Here is an 18,126-nt window from a genome sequence, read left to right on the forward strand (position 1 = left end):
GCCAGGGCCGGCTATGGCGTGGCGATATAGGTGGTCAGTACCCGAACGGCCGCGTCGACGGTGTGCTTCATCGCGGGTTCGTCGGCGGTCATGACGTATCCGAGCGTCATACCGTCGGTGAGTGCGATGACCACCGGCGCGATCTCCTCCTCGGCGACCGCCCACCGGAAGCTGCCGAGGCGGCCCCCTCCCGCAGCATGCGCACCACCAGTTGGGCGTAGTTGGTGTAGAGATATTCGGCGAGCGTCTCGAGTCCCGGGGTGCGACGGGCGTAGAGCCCCAACGAGATCAGCGCGTGTTCGCGGGTGGCGTTGCCGGCGACGTCCCCGGCGAACGCCTCGAACCCGGCACGCAACACCGACTCCGCGGGCAGCCCGGCCGGCGTCGACTCCGTCTCGAGCATCCTCACCCGCTCGGTGAGAGCCTCCAACTCCTGATTGATACCGAATTCCGCGACCGCGGCCAACAATTCATCGCGATTGTCGAAGGCATAGAACAGACCCGACTGCGGGACACCCGCTTCGTCGGCAATGCGCCGGGTGGTGGCGCTTTCGACTCCTTCGCTTGCGATCACTCGCAACGTGGCCTCGATGGCGAGTCGGCGTCGCTCTGCGACACTCAACCGCATCTTTACTCCTCAGTTCTATTCGGTGACGCGTGGACGCGCGTCCAAAGCAATCCTAACTTTCACTGAGTGCTTCGTTTGGTGAGGTCGGCGTCGTTACATGTGAGCGGGCATGGGCCACCGCCTCATCGAGCGTGGCCATGAGGTGGTTCTCGTGCCGCAATGAATCGATGACGCCCACACCATTGAGCAGTCCTAGGTGTTCGGACTGGACGCCCTTGAGGATGACCGTGATTCCGCGTGATTCCAGATCGGTGACGATCTCGGCCAGTGTGTGGGCGCCCGTCGCATCGAGCATCCCCAGATGCGACATGCGGATGATCACCACCGAGACCTTCGATCGGCCGGCCCCCTCGCTGATCGTCGAGGAGATGCGCTCGGCCGCACCAAAGAACATGGCACCGTCGAGGCGGAGCAGGGCGATGTGCTCGTCGCCGGGCTGCGCCGGGCCGGGGAGTTCCTCGCGGGTGACGCTGGACCGGCGCGCGATCTGCCGCAGCGCGAAGAACGCGGCGACCACGATGCCGATCTGGACCGCCTCGATGAGGTCGAAACACACCGTGATCAGTGCGGTCACCACGAAGATGATGGCGTCGGACCGGGTGGAGCGGATGATCTTGCGGATCGTCGATGTCGAGATCATCCGGAAGCAGGTGACCATCAGCACGCCCGAGAGTGCGGCCAGGGGAATCGTCGCCACCGGGCCGGTGGCCAGGTACACGACGCCGAGCAGGAACAACGAGTGCACGATCGCCGACACCCGGGTGCGGGCCCCCGAGCGCACGTTGACCGCGGTGCGGGCGATGGCGCCGGTGGCGGGCATGCCGCCGAAGAGTCCCGACGCCACCGATGCCAGCCCCTGCCCGGTCAGTTCGCGGTCGGGATCGTAGGGGCCCGTCGGCGACATCGTCGCGGCGACACGCGCCGACAGCAGCGATTCGATCGCGGCGAGCGTGGCGATGGCCAGCGCCGCGCCGAACAGTGATTGCAGCGCACCGGCATCGACGTGCGGCAGGGTCGGGGCCGGCAGATGTGAGGGCAGTTCGCCGATGGTGGCGACGTCGATGTGGGCGAACCGCACGACAAGGGTGACGACGACGATCGCGGTGAGCGATTCCGGGATCGCCCGGTGAATGCGGGGCAGCGCGACCATCAGCACGGCGACGGCGGCCACCACCCCCAGGGTGCGTCCGGCGGCCGCCCAGTCGGCGTGCACGATGACCGTCCACGCCGCCGGCAGCGTCCGCTCACCCTTCGGCGGTGACGTCGCGAAGGCCGCGGGCACCTGCTGCAGGAAGATGATCACCGCGATGCCGAGGGTGAAGCCCTCGATGACCGGCCATGGGATGAAGGTGACCGCCCGGCCGAGTCCGACGGCACCGGCGATCAGCACGATCAGCCCGGCGAGCACGGTCACCATCGCGATGCTGGCGAGGCCGTGTTGCGCCACGATCGGCGCGAGGATCACCGCCATCGCTCCGGTGGGGCCGGACACCTGCACATGCGAACCGCCGAAGATCGCGGCCACCAGGCCGGCGACGACCGCGGTGATCAGTCCGGCCGCGGCACCGACACCCGAGGAGATGCCGAAGGCCAGCGCGAGGGGGAGTGCGACGACGCCGACTGTGACACCGGAGACGATGTCGAGCTTCCACGATGAGCGCAGACCTGCGTAATCGCTGCGTCCCGGCAGCAGTCGCCGGACGCGGGAGATGAGCGGTGTCATGGCCGGACGACGGGCGGCAGAGCGGAGATCGCGTCGAACTGATCGCGCTGGGCGCCGAGGGTGTCGTAGAGGAAGGTGCGGGCGATGAGCAGCAGTTCGGAGATCTTGGGGTGGGCGAGCCGATAGAAGACGGCGTTGCCGGTGCGCGTCGAGGTCACCACATGATGCCGTTTGAGCACGGCCAGATGCTGCGACATCGTGGTCGGTCCGATGTCGACGATCTTGAGCAGGTCACTGACCGGGGTGGGGTCGTCGTTGGCGCTGAGCACCTCGAGGACGCGGATGCGGGCCGGGTGGGCGAGCGCCTTGAAGAGATTGGCCTTGATCTCGTAGAGCGGCTGATCGGTTGTGGAGAAGCCGTGGGTGGTCATGAGGTCTCCTCGTGGCAGCGGATTCCGGAGCGGATACTGCGGACTAATGGATTACGCAAGCGCGAAAGCCATCGTACGACGGTTGGTGACAATCGCCAAACATGAGTGACGCGGATCGCGGGGGAGTCAGGAACGGGGAGTCAGGAACGCGGCACGCGAACACCCACCAGATGGGCGTCGGGATCGGGTGCCAGGCCGATCTCGGACCACGGCGAGCCGAGGGTCACGGCCGCATACGCCGACGTGGGGAATCGATCGATCTGGCCGTCGGAGTCCAGGCTCAACGCCGTCGACGGCATACCCGGTTCGTGCCCGACGACGAGCACGGTCGCCGCGTCGGCCGGGACATGAATGCGGATCGCCTCGAAGATGTCGTCGGGAGTTCCGCCGTAGATCTCGTCGAGGAACTCGGTCGGGGCGTCGATACCGGTCCGTTGCAGGGTCTGGCGGGTGCGGGTGGCGCTCGAACACAGCACAGCGTCGATGTGCAGGCCCTCGGCACGCATCCAGTCGCCGGCCAGGGCCGCCTCCCGGCGTCCACGGTCGGCCAGCGGCCGCTGATGATCGCCGACGCCGGGCGGATATCCGGACTTGCCGTGACGCATCAGGACCAGCGTCCGGGTGACCGAACTCACGCCACACCGCGCTCGGTGCGGCGCTCGCCGGAGCGGATTTCGGGCGTCGCCGAACGCAACACCCGCGCGGTCGCACGCCACGCGGCCGCCTCCTGGCGATGGAAATCCGCGAGATCGTCGTCGCCGGCCGCCTGCGCCGCATCCGCGAGGTCGTCGCACTCCCACGACTCGTCGAGGCAGTCGGTGATCACCGCGGGAATCAGTGTGTGATCGGCGCACAGCGCGCCGATCGTGGCGGCGTCGAGCGTCGCGAGGAGTTCCAATTCAGACCGCAACCGCATGACTCCAACCTACGAGCGACGCGCGCACGGATGCGGTAGCGACACCGCCCACCTCGCGGGAGACATGCCCTAGCCTGGTGGGCGTGCACTCCTGGCTCCCCGCGCTTCTCGCGGTTCTCGCGGCGCTGATGATCGCCGCCGGAACCGTGCTGCGCCAGCGCGCGTCCCGGGCGTCGGGGGCCATCACCAAGGGCTGGTGGCTGGGTGCGGGGATCGCGATCACCGGGTTCGCCCTGCAGGCCGGTGCGCTGGGCCTGGGATCGATCCTGCTGGTGCAGCCGCTGGTGGTGCTCGCGGTGCTCTTCGCGCTGCCGCTGGAGGCGTGGGCCGACCGCCGGCATCCGGCACATCGCGAATGGGCGTGGGGTGGGGTGCTGGTGGCGTGCGTGGCGACGTTCCTGGTGATCGCGCGCCCGGAGCCGTCGATGCGCCGACCCCCCGATCTGGTGATCTGGGTGACCGTCGCCGCGGTGATCGGGGTGATCGTGGCCTGCGTGCTGTGTGCGGAGCGCTCGACCCCGCACTACCGGGCCCTGTTCTACGGGCTCGCCGCGGGCACCCTGTTCGGCGTGTCGGCGCTACTCATCAAAACCATCGTCTACCAGCTGTTCCATCATCCGGTGCACATGTTCGTACACCCGGAGATCTACCTGTTCGTGGTGGTCGCCGCGGGTGCGGTGATCGCTCAGCAGAAGGGCTTCGGGGCCGGCGACCTGCAGACCTCGTTCCCGGCGATGAACGTCATGGAACCGGCGGTGGCGATGGTGCTCGGCGTGGTCCTACTGGGGGAGAACCTCAAGGTGTCCACGACCACCGCACTGTTCCTCGGCGTCGTGCTCGCCGTGATGATCCGTGCGGTGGTCGAATTGGCGAAGGAATCGGCGGTGCGTTGCGGCACCCTGCCGGACTCCGTCGAGGCGCCGTCGGTCAGGCGTTTACCGGAGCGATCACCGGGATCAGATCCTGGGCCCACTGGGCGGCCATCGCGCTCGGCTTGATCGCCGAGGAGTTGTCGTGGCGGGCGTGCTCGCCGACCTGGGTGGCGCCGCGCGCGGTCAGCTTCTCGGCCATGATCTCGCCACCGCGGTTGAAGGTCTCGCCGTAGACGGTGTCGCCGAGTCCGAAGACGGCGAAACGCACACCGGTCAGGTCCGGGGCCACCTCGTCGAGTTCGGCCGCGAAGGGCTCGGCACCGGTCGGCAGTTCACCCTCACCGTAGGTCGAGCAGATCACCACGAGGAAGTTCTCGGGATCGAGATCCTCGACCGCGAATTCGCTCATGTCGTAGATCGACGGGTCGTGGTCGGCGGCCAGGACGTCGGCGATGGCGTGGGCCACCAGTTCGCAGTTGCCGGTCTCGGTGCCGTAGAGGATGACGACGGACATGGTGACTCCTTCCGATGGATCGCGCGCAGGTCGCACAAACAGGGGCAAGGGTAGCCTCTTTTCCTGCCGAAATGCCATTGGACTTTGGTCACCCCTTGGCGCAATTACTTGGATGTCCTAGTATTGGTCGTGTCACGACCCCGATCAGAATTCAGGTGATCTCGCGGTGAGCGCATCCTCCACCACATCCATCCCGCACTACCTCAACGGCGCCAAGGTGGCCGCCGACGGCGGTCGCTTCGCCGACGTCTTCAATCCCAGCACCGGCCAGGTCGCCGCGCAGGTGCCCCTCGCCAGTACCGACGAGGTGGCCGCCGCCGTCGAGACCGCCAAGAAGGCGCAGAAGGAATGGGCGGCATGGAACCCGCAGCGCCGCGCCCGGGTGCTGATGCGCTTCGTCGACCTGGTGAACAAGAACGCCGACGAGATCGCCACCACGCTGTCCCTCGAACACGGCAAGACCCACGCCGACGCCCTCGGTGACATCCAGCGCGGTATCGAGGTCATCGAGTTCGCCATCGGTATCCCGCACCTGATCAAGGGTGAGTTCACCGAGGGTGCCGGTACCGGCATCGATGTGCACTCGATCCGTCAGCCGCTCGGCGTCGTCGCCGGCATCACCCCGTTCAACTTCCCGGCCATGATCCCGCTGTGGAAGGCCGGACCGGCGCTGGCGTGTGGCAACGCCTTCATCCTCAAGCCCAGTGAGCGCGACCCGTCGGTGCCGGTGCGGCTGGCCGAATTGTTCACCGAGGCAGGACTTCCCGACGGTGTCTTCCAGGTCGTCCACGGCGACAAGGAGGCCGTCGACGCGCTGCTCACCCACCCCGACGTCAAGGCGCTGGGCTTCGTCGGCAGCTCCGACATCGCGCAGTACATCTATGAGACCTCGGCGGCTCACGGCAAGCGGTCGCAGTGCTTCGGTGGCGCCAAGAACCACATGATCATCCTGCCCGACGCCAACCTCGATCAGGTCGTCGACGCGCTGATCGGCGCCGGGTACGGCAGCGCCGGTGAGCGTTGCATGGCCATCAGTGTCGCCGTTCCGGTCGGGGAACAGACCGCAGAACGCCTGCGCGCCAAGCTGATCGACAAGGTGAACGCGCTGCGCGTCGGGCACTCACTGGACCCGAAGGCCGATTACGGTCCGCTGGTGACCGCCGCAGCGCTGGAGCGGGTGACCGGTTACATCGGCCGGGGCGTCGAGGAAGGTGCCGACCTCGTCATCGACGGGCGTGAGCGCACCAGCGATGAGCAGACCTACGGCGACGAGGACATCTCCAACGGCTTCTTCATCGGGCCGACCCTGTTCGACCATGTCACCAAGGACATGTCGATCTACACCGACGAGATCTTCGGCCCGGTGCTCGCGATCGTGCGTGCCGGTGACTACGAGGAGGCACTCGCTTTGGCGTCGGATCACCAGTACGGCAACGGTGTCGCCATCTTCACCCAGGACGGTGACGCCGCCCGCGACTTCACCGCCCGCGTCGAGGTCGGCATGGTCGGCGTGAACGTGCCGATCCCGGTTCCGGTGGCCTACTACACCTTCGGTGGCTGGAAGCGCTCCGGCTTCGGTGACCTCAACCAGCACGGACCGGCGTCGATCCAGTTCTACACCAAGACCAAGACGGTCACCTCGCGCTGGCCGTCGGGCATCAAGGATGGCGCCGAGTTCGTCATCCCGACGATGGACTGAGGCCGTCACGTGACGACCTTCGCCGACGCGGGTCTCGACTCCGACGAACGGGTCATCGTCGAGACCGCGTCCGATTTCGCCGCCAAACGTCTTGCCCCCCATGCGCTTGCGTGGGACGCCGAGAATCACTTCCCGGTCGCCGAGTTGCGCGAGGCCGCGCAACTCGGCATGGGGGCCATCTACTGTTCCGAGGATGTCGGCGGTAGTGGCCTGCGCAGGCTGGACGGGGTGCGGATCTTCGAGCAGCTCGCCTACGCCGATCCGGCGGTGGCCGCGTTCCTGTCCATCCACAACATGTGCACCTGGATGGTCGACGCCTACGGCACCGACGAGCAACGCGCACAGTGGGTTCCGCGGTTGGCCGAGATGGACACGGTGGCCAGCTACTGCCTCACCGAACCCGGTGCCGGGTCGGATGCGGCGGCGCTGGCGACCCGGGCCGAACGCGTCGGCGACGACTACGTCCTGACCGGGGTGAAGCAGTTCATCTCCGGGGCGGGCTCGTCGGATCTGTACGTGATCATGGCGCGCACCGGTGACTCCGGGCCGAAGGGGATCTCCACCTTCCTCGTCGAGAAGGGTTCTGCGGGGCTGAGTTTCGGCGCGCAGGAACACAAGATGGGCTGGCATGCCCAGCCCACCGCGCAGGTGATCCTCGACGAGGTGCGGGTGCCTGCGGCCAACCTGCTCGGTGGCAAGGAGGGTATCGGTTTCGGTATCGCGATGAACGGCCTCAACGGCGGGCGGCTCAACATCGCGGCGTCATCGCTCGGCGGTGCACAGGCGGCCTTCGACAAGGCCGCCGAGTACGTCGCGTCACGAAAGGCGTTCGGGTCCAACCTGATCGACGAACCCACCATCCGGTTCACGCTCGCCGACATGGCCACCTCACTGCAGACGTCTCGGCTGATGCTGTGGCATGCGGCCGGAGCGCTCGATGCCGGGGCGGCCGACAAGGTGGAGCAGTGCGCGATGGCCAAACGCTATGTGACCGACGCGTGCTACACGGTCGCCGATCAGGCGCTGCAGTTGCACGGCGGCTACGGCTATCTGACCGAGTACGGAATCGAGAAAATCCTCCGGGATCTGCGTGTGCATCGCATTCTGGAGGGGACCAACGAGATCATGCGCGTGGTGGTGGGACGTTCCATCGCCGCGCGGCACGGCAACTGAATTCCTCGAGCAATCGACAAGGTGGAGATTCGACAATGACGACGATCGCTTTCCTCGGCCTCGGCAACATGGGTGGCCCGATGGCCGCCAACCTGGTCAAGGCCGGGCACACCGTGCACGGCTTCGACCCGGTGCCCGAAGCGGTGAAAACGGCGCAGGGCAACGGCATCGAGACCTTCCCGACCGCGGTCGAGGCGGTCGCGGTGGCGCAGGTCGTGATCACGATGCTGCCCAACGGCGGCATCGTCAAGCAGCTCTATGACGAGATCCTGCCGGCCAGTGCCACCGGCACCCTGTTCATCGACAGTTCGACCATCTCGGTGGCCGACGCGCGGGAGATCCATCAGCGGGCCGCCGACGTCGGTTTCGCGCAGGTCGACGCCCCGGTCTCCGGTGGGGTCAAGGGTGCCGTCGCGGGCACTCTGGCCTTCATGGTCGGTGGCACCGCCGAGGCGTTCGCCGAGTCGCGCACCATGCTGGACCCGATGGCGGGCAAGATCATTCACTGCGGTGACAGCGGTGCCGGTCAGGCGGCCAAGGTGTGTAACAACATGCTGCTGGCGGTGCAGCAGATCGCCGTCGGCGAGGCCTTCGTGCTGGCCGAGAAGCTGGGGCTGAGCGATCAGGCGCTCTACGACGTCGTCACCGGCGCCACCGGCAACTGCTGGGCCATCGAGACCAACTGCCCGGTCCCCGGACCGCAACCCGGATCGCCGGCCAACAACGAGTTCAAGCCGGGCTTCGCGACCGCGCTGATGAACAAGGACCTCGGCCTGGCGATGGACGCCATCGGCGACACCGGTGCACGAGCCCCGCTGGGCACCCACGCCGCCCAGCTGTACAAGGCCTTCGCCGAACAGCATGCTGGACTGGACTTCTCGGCGATCATCGAGACGCTCAAGTAACCCCGGATCACTCACAGCGCTCTCCCTTATCGCTGGTCGAGCCCGACGAGGCGCCAGCCGAGGAGGCGTCGAGACCTCTGAAGGGACCTCAGAAATCCCCGGCCTGATGCCGCAACGACTGGATCGCCCCGACGAGGCCGGTGATCTGGCCGGAATCCATGCCGACGTTCGCGAACACCTCGCGATTGAGGGTGGCGGTGGCGTCCTCGACGGTGGAGCGGCCCAGGTCGGTGATCTCCACGAGGGTGGTGCGTCCGTCGGTGGGGTGGGGGAGTCGCCGCACCAGCTTCGCCTCCTCCAGTCGGCGGATGGCGTGGGTGACGCTGGTGACATGGACCTGCAGACGGTCGCTCGCCTTGGTGATGGGCAGCGCACCCTGCTTCGAAAAGGCCAGCAGCCGAAGCAGTTCGAAGCGGGAGAAGGTCAAATCGTAGGGGCGCAGCGCGGTTTCGACGCGCGCCAGCAGGATCTGGTGGGCGCGCATCACCGAGGTCACCGCCACCATGCCGTCGGAGACGTCATCCCATCCGGCGGCGTCCCAGTTCGCCTTCGCCTCGGCGATGGGGTCAAAACTCATGCTGCGCCCGGCCATGACGATCAGCCTAGGGCACGCCAGCCCGCGACCACCGCACTCCCGGCGGCGACGGGGTCGGCGTCGTCGGGAAATCGTCCGGCCAAGAGCAGCAATGACAGTCCGTGCACCTGCGCCCACAGTGACGCCGCGACGGTGGCCGGCTCGGCGGGCCGGAAGACGCCGGCGTCGATGGCCGCGGTCGCGGCGTGCCGCAGCGGGGCCATCGCCCGTGCCGAGGCCGCCTCGGTCTCCTCGGACGGTTCGATGCCGACCGTGGACAGTCCGAACATGAGCTCGTAGAGCCGCGGATTCTCCAGCGCCCACCCGACGTAGGCGATGCCCAGCGCGCTCACCGCGTCGTCCTCGCGCGTCGCGACCTCCTGCGCGCCCGCGAACTGCTCGAACGCCCGCACCAGCACCGCACGGGTCAGCCCGTCCTTGCTACCGAACAGCGAATAGACGGCGGTCGTCGACGTCCCGGCGGCCTGAGCGGCCGCGCGCACCGACAGCCCGCCGACGCCGCTGTCGGCGACGATGCGGGTGGCCTCGTCGATCAGACGCCTGCGCAGATCGTCGTCGTGCACCTTGGGTCTTGCCACGCCTCCAATTGTTTCATAACATCGTTTCGTAACATCGTTACAAAACATGGGAGACGACATCATGGCTCGACCCGACACCCGCCGGATGACCAGCACGATCCCGCCCGAGGGCACCACCCTCTTCCTCATTGGCATGAGCCTGCCGCGGCCGTGGCACCCACGCGCGTGGCTCGGCGTGTTCCTCGCGATGCCACGGATGCTGATGTTCCTCAAGCGACATCCGGAGGCGGGCCTGCTGTCATCGCGCCTGTATGTCGGGTCGTCGATCATGGTGGTCTCGTACTGGCGCAGTGCCGAGGACGTGCGTCGCTTCGCCGCCGATCCCGACGCGCCGCATCGCCCCGCGTGGCAGTGGTTCACCAAGCGCTACGCCGACACCAACGCCGTCGGGATCTGGCATGAGACCTACGTGATCGGTGAGCACGAAACCATCTACGGCGGCATGCCGCCCTACGGACTCGCCGACGCGGTGGGTGCGCAGCCGCTGGGCCGGGGCACGCGGACCGCGGCGCAGCGGGCGGAGCGGAATCGGCGTTACGCGCTCGGCTGATGCTCGATGAGCATCTCGATGGCGCCGACGATGGTGTCGACGAGGCCGGCGGCGGTGTGGTCGCCGAGTTCGCCGCGTTCCTCGTCGGAGCGCAGCATGATGATCGACTCGACGAGCCGGAACGGCAGCAGGCACCGCTTGTCGGCCGGATCGCCGAGTACCTCGACGGTCAGCGACTCATAGGCCCGGGCCAATTCCTGGCGCGCGGAACGGAATTCGGCGTAGCGCTCGTCGGCGACCTCGGGCAGCAGGTACAGCGATCCGAGGTTCCAGCGGGAGTCCACGAGTTGCCCGGCGTCATAGCGGGCGAGATCGAGGAGTCGGTCCATCGCCGGGCCGTCGCCGACGAGGAGTTCGCGGGCACGTTCCAGTGACGGTACGACGGTGGCCTCGAGGAGGTCGGCGAGGATGTCGTCCTTGTTCTTGAAGTAGTGATACATCGAGGCCTGCCGGATGCCGACGGCCTCCGCGATCATCCGCGTCGACGTCCCGCTGTATCCGTGCCGGACGAAGAGTTCGGCGGATGCGTCGAGGATCTCCTCGCGTGCCGTCGCCCCCCGCCTTCTCGGTTCGACGAGGCGCGGGCGCCCCGGACCGGCGCCGCGAGTGGATGACATGGCTCCACCCTAGGCCACGGCTGTAGGTCCACAGACGGACCGCAGGCGGTCCGCGCCCGGGGGCCGCCGCGTAACACGGATGTCACCGGGGTTTCCCGATTTGCAACATATCTATCATCTGATAGAAATAGCTTCACGGTTATCTATCAACCGACAGATAAAACGCTCAACGGGGAGCCCTCTCGAAGGACATCCGCATGACCCTGGCATCTTCCACACCACCCGCCACCCCCTCGCCCACCACCGGACACGACGCCGACGACCTGTCGGAATTCGGCTATGACCAGCAACTCCACCGATCCCTCGGCAAGTTCGCGTCGTTCGCCGCGGGCTTCTCGTTCGTCTCCATCCTGACCACCGTCTTCCAGCTCTTCGGCCTCGGCTTCGGCTTCGGCGGACCGGCGTTCTTCTGGACCTGGCCGATCGTCTACGTCGGCCAACTCCTCGTCGCCCTCTGCTTCGCCGAGATCGCCGCCCGCTACCCACTGTCCGGGGCCATCTACCAGTGGTCCCGCCGCATGGGCGGGGAGGTGATCGGCTGGTTCGGCGGCTGGTTCATGATGATCGCCCAGATCGTCACCGCCTCCGCCGCCGCGATCGCCCTGCAGGTGGTGTTGCCCAGCGTCTGGACCGGCTTCCAGATCATCGGCGACGACCCGACGCTGACCAGCACCTCGGGCGCCGCGAACGCCGTGCTCCTCGGCTCGATCCTGCTCGTCATCGTGACCGCCATCAACTGCGTCGGCGTCCGCTGGATGAGCCGCGTCAACAACATCGGCGTCACCTGCGAACTCGTCGGCGTCGTCGCCGTCATCCTGGCGCTGTTCACCCACGCCAAGCGCGGCCCCGACGTCGTCTTCGACACCGGCATCCCCGGCCAGCAGCCCGGCTACATCTGGGCGTTCATCGTCTCCGGCCTGATGGCCGCCTATGTGATGGTCGGATTCGGCTCGGCCGGCGAACTCGCCGAGGAGACCCGCAACCCGCGTCGCGTCGCGCCCCGCACCATCCGGATGGCATTGACCGTCTCCGCACTCGGCGGTGGCCTGATGCTGCTCGGCGCCCTGATGGCCGCACCGACCCTCGACGAGGAACTCGCCACCGGCGGTCTGCCCTACGTGCTCGACTCCGTGCTCGGCAGCTTCTGGGGCAAGGTCCTGCTCTGCGACGTCGCGGTGGCGATCTTCATCTGCACCCTGGCCATCCAGACCGCGTGCTCGCGACTGATGTTCTCGATGGCCCGCGACAATCGGCTGCCGTTCTCCAAGACGCTCTCACATGTCAACTCCCGCACCGGAACCCCGATCGCCCCGGCCATCCTCATCGGCGTGCTGTGCATCGGGATCCTGGTCATCAACGTGGGCAACTCGGCCATCTTCGCGACGCTGGCCAGCGTGTGCATCATCCTGATCTACCTCGCCTACCTCGCGGTGACCGGACCGATGCTCTACCGCCGCTTCCAGGGCTGGCCGAAGGGTACCGTCGCCACCGACGCCGCCGGCAAGAAACTGTTCGGGCTCGGACGATTCGGCATCGTCATCAACATCCTGGCGGTGGTCTACGGCACGCTGATGGTGATCAACCTGGCCTGGCCGCGCGCCGAGGTGTTCGACCCGAGCGGCGAGATGCCGATCCTGCGCTGGGCCGGCCCGATCTGCATCGTGGCCACCGTCCTCGTCGGGATCGCCTGCTTCCCGCGCGGCAAGGAACATCCCAAGCCCGTCACCGTCGGCGCCTGACGCCGCAGAGCACCAGCACTACAAGGAGTTTCGATCATGACCACCACCGCAACCGCAACCGGCGCAACCGCCACCGGTACCACGGCCGGCGCCCGGGAACACGCCCGCGCCCAGGCCGGCACCATCACCGATTCGATGCCGGTCGTCCCCGCCTCCCGCTGGCCCCACCCGCCGGCCGGCGTCGACGCCGCCGATTTGACCTGGGCCGAAACCGTCCCGGGCGGGCGCTACACCACCAAGGTGCTGGCCCGCGGTACCCGAATTCGCCTGCGCGACATCACCGGAAGTGCCTGTGCACACATCCTGATGTGGCGGGCCGACGCACCGTGGGAACGACTCAACGTCGCTGACACCGTCAAGGTGCCGTGGCAGGCCTACCTCACCACCGGGCATCCGCTGCTCAGTGACCAGGGGCGGGTGCTGGCGACCGTCGTCGCCGATGACAGTGCTCATCACGACGCGCTCTGCGGCACCAGCACACTCGCCGGAAACGAGGCCAAATACGGCTCCGGCGCGGCCTATTCGGACACGCCGGCCGGACGTGAACTGCTCATGTTGGCCGCGGCGAAGAACGGTCTCGGCGCCACCGACGTGGCACCGTCACTCTCGTTCTTCCACGGGATCGTTGTCGAAGAGGACGGCACGCTCGCCTCGAAGGGATCGGCCGGGCGGGACAAGTCGGTGGAGCTACTGCTGCATCTGCCCGTCGTGGTGGCGATCGCCAACACGGCTCACCCGCTCGACGCGGCACCCGAGTTCGCAACCGGGCCCCTCGAGGTGCTCGCCTGGCAGGCCGACGGTGACCTGCGCGACCTGGTCGCCGCCGCCGACGACCGCGATCCCGAATATCAACGCGCCGTGGCCAACAGCGAAGACGCCCACGCCGCAGCCCACTTCTGAGCAATCTCCGGTCTGGGAGGACCATCATGACCACCTTTCTCGACCCCACTCGTATCGACCCCGCCACAGCCCCGGCCGCCGAGGTCGCACTCGTCCCCGGGCAGGTCATCGCCGACGAGATCATCGGGCCGCGCGCCCCGTGGTCGGGTGTCGTCGCCGCCGGCGATGTGCTGACCATCGTCGATCTCTACGGCAACCAGGCCGTCGACACCCTGTTCTACGGTGCACACGACCACGCGGTCCGGTACTCGGCCCAGGCGACGATCGCTGCGCAGGGCAACATCTTCCTGACCACCGGATCGGTGATCCGAGACCAGGAATCGGCCCCGCTGATGACGATCGTCGCCGACGAGGTCGGCAACCACGACACCCTCGGCGGCGCCTGCTCGCAGGAGTCCAACACGCTGCGCTACGGCCACCACACCAAACACCAGCACGCCTGCGTGGAGAACTTCCTCATCGGCGGTGCCCGCCACGGCCTCGGCAAGCGTGACCTGGTCGGCAACGTCAACTTCTTCATGAACGTGCCGGTCGACCCGGATGGATCGTTGGGCATCGTCGACGGACTGTCGGCGCCGGGGCGCCGACTGGCGCTGCGGGCCGAGGTCGACACCCTGGTGCTGGTGTCGAACTGCCCGCAGATCAACAACCCGTGCAACGGATTCGATCCGACCGCGGTGCGTGTGGTGGTGACCCGATGAGTACCACAATGGAGATCCTGCGCGCCGGTCCGCTCACGACGATTCAGGACTGGCCGGGCCGGATGGGCTACTGGAAGGTCGGGGTGCCCCCGTCCGGACCGATGGATGACCTGTCCTTCCGTCTCGCGAATCTCGCTGTCGGCAACCCGGATTCGGCGGCCGGACTCGAGGCCACCATGGCCGGCCCGCGGATTCGGTTCGACGAACCGACCGTGGTCGCGGTCACCGGTGCGCCGGTACCGGTGACCGTCGACGGAAAGCCGATGCCGCAATGGGTTCCGCTGCATCTGGCCGCCGGTCAGGTGCTCGACGTCGGGATGGTCGGTGAGTTCGGCCTGCGCGTGTACATCGCGGTCGGTGGTGGACTCGACGCCGAGGAGTACCTGGGTAGCCGGTCCACCTTCACGATGGGGCGCTTCGGTGGTCACGACGGCCGGAACCTTGCCGACGGTGACATGCTTGCGCTGGGATCTGCCCCGACCGGACTGATCACCCGCATTCTCACCGAAGAGCAACCGGCACTGACCAATGCGTGGGAGCTGGCGGTCACCGTCGGCCCGCATTCGGCACCGGAGTTCTTCACTCCCGCCGACATCGATGACCTGATGTCCACGCCCTATGAGGTGCATTTCAATTCCGACCGCACCGGCGTTCGCCTCGTCGGACCCAAGCCGCGGTGGGCACGCACCGACGGTGGTGAGGCGGGACTGCATCCGTCCAACATCCACGACAATGCGTATTCGGTTGGGGCACTGGACTTCACCGGTGACACCCCGATCCTGCTGGGTCCCGACGGGCCGAGTCTGGGTGGCTTCGTGTGTCCGGTCACCGTGGTGGCGGCCGACCGGTGGAAGCTGGGACAGCTGAAACCCGGTGACACCGTCCGCTTCGTGGCCGTGCGGGCCGAGCAGGCGGCCTCTCCGGCCGAACTCGGGCTGGGCCGCCGGGCGCACTTCGCGCATGTCATCTCTGCCGGCGGCGACACCGACAACGGCATCCTGGGGCGTACCACCACCGCCGACGGCGCCACCGAGGTCACCTACCGGCGCAGCGGCGACGACAACATCCTCGTCGAATACGGGGACATGCGCCTGGATCTGGCGCTGCGGGCGCGGGTTCATGCCCTGGCCGAACGGATCGCGGCGGAGTCGCCGACCGGCCTCGTCGACCTGACACCGGGCATCCGGTCGTTGCAGGTCAAGGCCGATCCCGGGGTGTGGTCGCAGGCGGCCATGTTGGACTGGCTGACCGAATGTGAGTCGCAACTGCCGTCGGCCGGCGACCTCGTGGTGCCCAGCCGGGTCGTCGAATTGCCGCTGTCCTGGGACGATCCGGCCACCCGCGAGGCCATTGAACGCTACATGCTCGGCGTGCGATCGGATGCGCCGTGGTGCCCGTGGAACATCGAGTTCATCCGCCGGATGAACGGCCTGGATTCCGTCGACGATGTGCATCGCATCGTCTTCGACGCCGAGTATCTCGTTCTGGGTTTGGGCGATGTGTATCTCGGTGCGCCGGTGGCGGTTCCGCTCGATCCGCGCCACCGCCTGGTCACCACGAAGTACAACCCGGCCCGTACCTGGACTCCGGAGAACGCCGTGGGCATCGGCGGGGCGTACATGTGCATCTACGGCATGGAGGGGCCGGGTGGCTACCAGTTCGTCGGGCGCACCACGCAGGTCTGGAACCACCGGCATCCGCAGACCGCACCCGGCTTCGACGCCGAACACCCTTGGCTGCTGCGGTTCTTCGACCGCATCCGCTGGTATCCGGTGAGCGCCGAGGAGTTGCTGGACATGCGCGCCGACGTCGCGGCGGGCCGCGGCGACAGCACCCGCATCACCGACGGCATCTTCTCGTTGGGCGCACACCAGCAGTTCCTCGATGACAACGCCGAGTCGATCGCCGCGACTCGTGGTGTCATGGAGGAGGCACGCGCCGAGGAACGTCAACGTTGGTCGCAGAAGGGAGAGTTCGCCGCATGAGCCGCATCGATGAGATCTACGCGCGGATCGCTGCCGCCGACCGTCCCGAGGTGTTCACCACGCTGCGTGCCCAGGCCGACGTTGCCGCCGAGCACGAGGCGGCAGTGGCCGCTGGCGGCCTGCTGGCCGGCATGGTGCTGGCCGTCAAGGACAACGTCGACGTCGCCGGAGTGCCGACCACCGCCGCCTGCCCCGGCTACGCCTACACCCCGGAGGTCGACGCGCCTGCGGTGGCCGCACTGCGGTCGGCCGGCGCGGTGGTCATCGGCAAGACCAATCTCGACCAGTTCGCCACCGGTCTGGTCGGAACGCGCAGTCCCTATGGGGCGGTGCGTGATTCGCGACGACCCGACCGAATCTCCGGAGGGTCGAGTTCGGGCTCCGCGGTGGCGGTCGCCCTGGGATTCGCCGACATCGCGATCGGCACCGACACCGCCGGCTCGGGACGCGTACCCGCCGGGTTGCAGGGCATCGTCGGGGTGAAGCCGACCGTCGGCGTCGTCTCGACCGACGGTGTGGTGCCCGCGTGCGCGGAGTACGACGTGGTCACCATCTTCGCCGCCGACGTGGATACCGCCGATCGTGCGATGGCGGCGATGGCACACGCATCGGGTCCGCGGCCCTTCGGTGCCGAGGTGTCCTTCGCGGCACCGACGGACGGGGTCGTCGTGGTACCCGAACAACTTCCGGAATTGTCGGAGGCGTGGCGACATGCCTTCTCCGAGGCGGTGTCTCGGGTGGAGGCGGCCGGATTCCGCGTCAAGACCATCGATCTGAGCGCATTCCTGGCCGCGGCGAAACTGCTGTACGACGACGCGCTGGTGGCGCAGCGGTATGACGCGGTGGGGGAGTTCATCGACGGTGTCGGGTCGGCTGAAGAGGCCGGGCTCGATCCGACGGTGGCTGCGATCATTTCGGCCGCCGACCGTTTCTCGGCGGTCGAGATGCTCCGTGCTCGAGCGCAGTTGACCGAACTGCGGGACGAGGCGATGCGGCAGTGGGGCGAGGCCGCGGTGTTGATGGTGCCGACGGCGCCGATGCACCCGACGATCGCCGAGGTCGCCGCCGATCCGGTGGGGGTGAACTCCCGGATGGGTACCTACACCAACTTCTGCAACCTCTTCGACCTGTGCGGGGTCGCGGTGCCGGCCGGGTCTGTCACCGAATCCGACGGGAGCACTGCACAATTCGGGGTGACGTTCCTGGGTCGCGGGCACGAGGATGCCGTGGTCATGGATATCGCCCGACGATTCGGTGGTGCCGAGGAATCGGCGCCGACGTGGGTCGAGAGTGCCGCGACGACGGTGGAACTCGCCGTGTTCGGGGCGCACATGGCCGGCGGCCCGTTGGTGCATGAGCTCGCCGACCGCGGTGCCCGATGGGTCGGCAAGCTGACGACGTCCGCGATGTATCGCGTTGTCGCACTCGACACGACGCCACCGAAGCCCGGTCTGATCCGTGATCCGGCCGTGGGGCGTGCGATTCACGGCGAACGGTGGATCGTGTCGACCGCGGCGCTCGGCGAGTTCCTTGCGGCGCTGCCGGAACCGATGATGCTGGGCAGGGTCGAGTTGTCCGACGGCCGGTGGATCGTCGGATTCGGTTGTGCCGCAGATGCCGCGGCCCAGGGGCAGGACCTGGACCGCGACCGCTGGTGACG

The 18,126-nt window shown here is 67.6% G+C and carries 20 protein-coding genes; 10 read left to right on the plus strand and 10 right to left on the minus strand.

Translation table 11 applies throughout. The annotated features are described in order from the left end of the window. Positions 1 to 11: 11 nt before the first annotated feature. The 6 genes from ABLE94_RS01575 to ABLE94_RS01600 form a co-directional block, all read right to left on the minus strand. Positions 12 to 134 (minus strand): hypothetical protein, encoded by a 123-nt coding sequence (locus ABLE94_RS01575; protein ID WP_348807855.1) that lies wholly within the window; start codon positions 132 to 134, stop codon positions 12 to 14. Further along, the gene (locus ABLE94_RS01580) at positions 107 to 628 is read right to left on the minus strand and encodes a TetR/AcrR family transcriptional regulator (RefSeq protein WP_348807856.1); all 522 of its coding nucleotides are present in this window, start codon (positions 626 to 628) and stop codon (positions 107 to 109) included. Before ABLE94_RS01580 ends, ABLE94_RS01575 begins: the two co-directional genes overlap by 28 nt. Before the next feature lie 52 nt (positions 629 to 680). Then, entirely contained in the window at positions 681 to 2,351 is a 1,671-nt protein-coding gene (locus tag ABLE94_RS01585) for a SulP family inorganic anion transporter (RefSeq protein WP_348806749.1), read from the minus strand. Continuing rightward, entirely contained in the window at positions 2,348 to 2,722 is a 375-nt protein-coding gene (locus tag ABLE94_RS01590) for an ArsR/SmtB family transcription factor (protein WP_348806750.1), read from the minus strand. Before ABLE94_RS01590 ends, ABLE94_RS01585 begins: the two co-directional genes overlap by 4 nt. 140 nt (positions 2,723 to 2,862) lie before the next feature. Further along, entirely contained in the window at positions 2,863 to 3,327 is a 465-nt protein-coding gene (locus ABLE94_RS01595) for a SixA phosphatase family protein (RefSeq protein ID WP_348806826.1), read from the minus strand. A 26-nt stretch (positions 3,328 to 3,353) separates the two neighbouring features. Then, entirely contained in the window at positions 3,354 to 3,638 is a 285-nt protein-coding gene (locus ABLE94_RS01600; protein WP_348806751.1) for a hypothetical protein, read from the minus strand. Between the two features lie 83 nt (positions 3,639 to 3,721). Between ABLE94_RS01600 and ABLE94_RS01605 the strand changes: the two genes are divergently transcribed. Further along, complete coding sequence (locus tag ABLE94_RS01605) at positions 3,722 to 4,636, plus strand: DMT family transporter (RefSeq protein WP_348806752.1); 915 nt, start codon at positions 3,722 to 3,724, stop codon at positions 4,634 to 4,636. Here the strand turns inward: ABLE94_RS01605 and ABLE94_RS01610 are convergent. Continuing rightward, positions 4,566 to 5,024, minus strand: coding sequence for a flavodoxin domain-containing protein (locus ABLE94_RS01610; protein WP_348807857.1), 459 nt, complete (start codon positions 5,022 to 5,024; stop codon positions 4,566 to 4,568). The genes ABLE94_RS01605 and ABLE94_RS01610 overlap by 71 nt on opposite strands. A gap of 166 nt (positions 5,025 to 5,190) precedes the next feature. Between ABLE94_RS01610 and ABLE94_RS01615 the strand changes: the two genes are divergently transcribed. The 3 genes from ABLE94_RS01615 to mmsB are packed head-to-tail and all read left to right on the plus strand — an operon-like array spanning position 5,191 to position 8,801. Then, entirely contained in the window at positions 5,191 to 6,723 is a 1,533-nt protein-coding gene (locus ABLE94_RS01615) for a CoA-acylating methylmalonate-semialdehyde dehydrogenase (RefSeq protein WP_348807858.1), read from the plus strand. A 9-nt stretch (positions 6,724 to 6,732) separates the two neighbouring features. Beyond that, complete coding sequence (locus ABLE94_RS01620) at positions 6,733 to 7,896, plus strand: acyl-CoA dehydrogenase family protein (RefSeq protein ID WP_348806755.1); 1,164 nt, start codon at positions 6,733 to 6,735, stop codon at positions 7,894 to 7,896. 35 nt (positions 7,897 to 7,931) lie between these two features. Then, positions 7,932 to 8,801 (plus strand): 3-hydroxyisobutyrate dehydrogenase, encoded by an 870-nt coding sequence (gene mmsB / locus ABLE94_RS01625; RefSeq protein ID WP_348806756.1) that lies wholly within the window; start codon positions 7,932 to 7,934, stop codon positions 8,799 to 8,801. A gap of 88 nt (positions 8,802 to 8,889) precedes the next feature. On the opposite strand, the gene ABLE94_RS01630 is transcribed toward mmsB, so the two are convergent. Together ABLE94_RS01630 and ABLE94_RS01635 are read right to left on the minus strand one after the other, a co-directional pair. Further along, a complete protein-coding gene (locus tag ABLE94_RS01630) occupies positions 8,890 to 9,393 on the minus strand; it encodes a MarR family transcriptional regulator (protein WP_348806757.1) in 504 nt (167 codons plus the stop codon). Positions 9,394 to 9,398: 5 nt separating this feature from the next. Then, positions 9,399 to 9,983 carry a TetR/AcrR family transcriptional regulator gene (locus ABLE94_RS01635; RefSeq protein WP_348806827.1) on the minus strand — a complete coding sequence of 195 codons (585 nt, stop codon included), beginning with the start codon at positions 9,981 to 9,983 and terminating at the stop codon, positions 9,399 to 9,401. 37 nt (positions 9,984 to 10,020) lie between these two features. Here ABLE94_RS01635 and ABLE94_RS01640 point away from each other — a divergent pair, with 37 nt between their 5' ends. Beyond that, positions 10,021 to 10,524, plus strand: coding sequence for a DUF4188 domain-containing protein (locus ABLE94_RS01640; protein ID WP_348806758.1), 504 nt, complete (start codon positions 10,021 to 10,023; stop codon positions 10,522 to 10,524). Here ABLE94_RS01640 and ABLE94_RS01645 read toward each other — a convergent pair. Continuing rightward, positions 10,509 to 11,141 (minus strand): TetR/AcrR family transcriptional regulator, encoded by a 633-nt coding sequence (locus tag ABLE94_RS01645; RefSeq protein WP_348806759.1) that lies wholly within the window; start codon positions 11,139 to 11,141, stop codon positions 10,509 to 10,511. The two genes, ABLE94_RS01640 and ABLE94_RS01645, sit on opposite strands and share 16 nt — an antisense overlap. Positions 11,142 to 11,338: 197 nt before the next feature. Between ABLE94_RS01645 and ABLE94_RS01650 the strand changes: the two genes are divergently transcribed. From ABLE94_RS01650 to atzF, 5 genes are read left to right on the plus strand one after another with little or no spacing between them, the layout of a single operon-like run. Continuing rightward, a complete protein-coding gene (locus ABLE94_RS01650; RefSeq protein ID WP_348807859.1) occupies positions 11,339 to 12,880 on the plus strand; it encodes an amino acid permease in 1,542 nt (513 codons plus the stop codon). 36 nt (positions 12,881 to 12,916) lie between these two features. Beyond that, on the plus strand, positions 12,917 to 13,780 hold the full coding sequence (locus tag ABLE94_RS01655) for an urea amidolyase associated protein UAAP1 (RefSeq protein ID WP_348807860.1): 864 nt from the start codon (positions 12,917 to 12,919) through the stop codon (positions 13,778 to 13,780). Between the two features lie 26 nt (positions 13,781 to 13,806). Beyond that, the gene (locus tag ABLE94_RS01660) at positions 13,807 to 14,481 is read left to right on the plus strand and encodes an urea amidolyase associated protein UAAP2 (protein ID WP_348807861.1); all 675 of its coding nucleotides are present in this window, start codon (positions 13,807 to 13,809) and stop codon (positions 14,479 to 14,481) included. After that, positions 14,478 to 16,466, plus strand: coding sequence for a 5-oxoprolinase/urea amidolyase family protein (locus tag ABLE94_RS01665; RefSeq protein WP_348807862.1), 1,989 nt, complete (start codon positions 14,478 to 14,480; stop codon positions 16,464 to 16,466). The genes ABLE94_RS01660 and ABLE94_RS01665 overlap by 4 nt, the downstream gene beginning before the upstream one ends. After that, a complete protein-coding gene (atzF, locus tag ABLE94_RS01670; RefSeq protein WP_348806764.1) occupies positions 16,463 to 18,124 on the plus strand; it encodes an allophanate hydrolase in 1,662 nt (553 codons plus the stop codon). Before ABLE94_RS01665 ends, atzF begins: the two co-directional genes overlap by 4 nt. Positions 18,125 to 18,126: the final 2 nt, after the last annotated feature.

Source organism: Gordonia sp. VNK1, assembly GCF_040049135.1.
In the GTDB taxonomy this organism is placed as follows: Bacteria; Actinomycetota; Actinomycetes; order Mycobacteriales; family Mycobacteriaceae; genus Gordonia; species Gordonia oleivorans.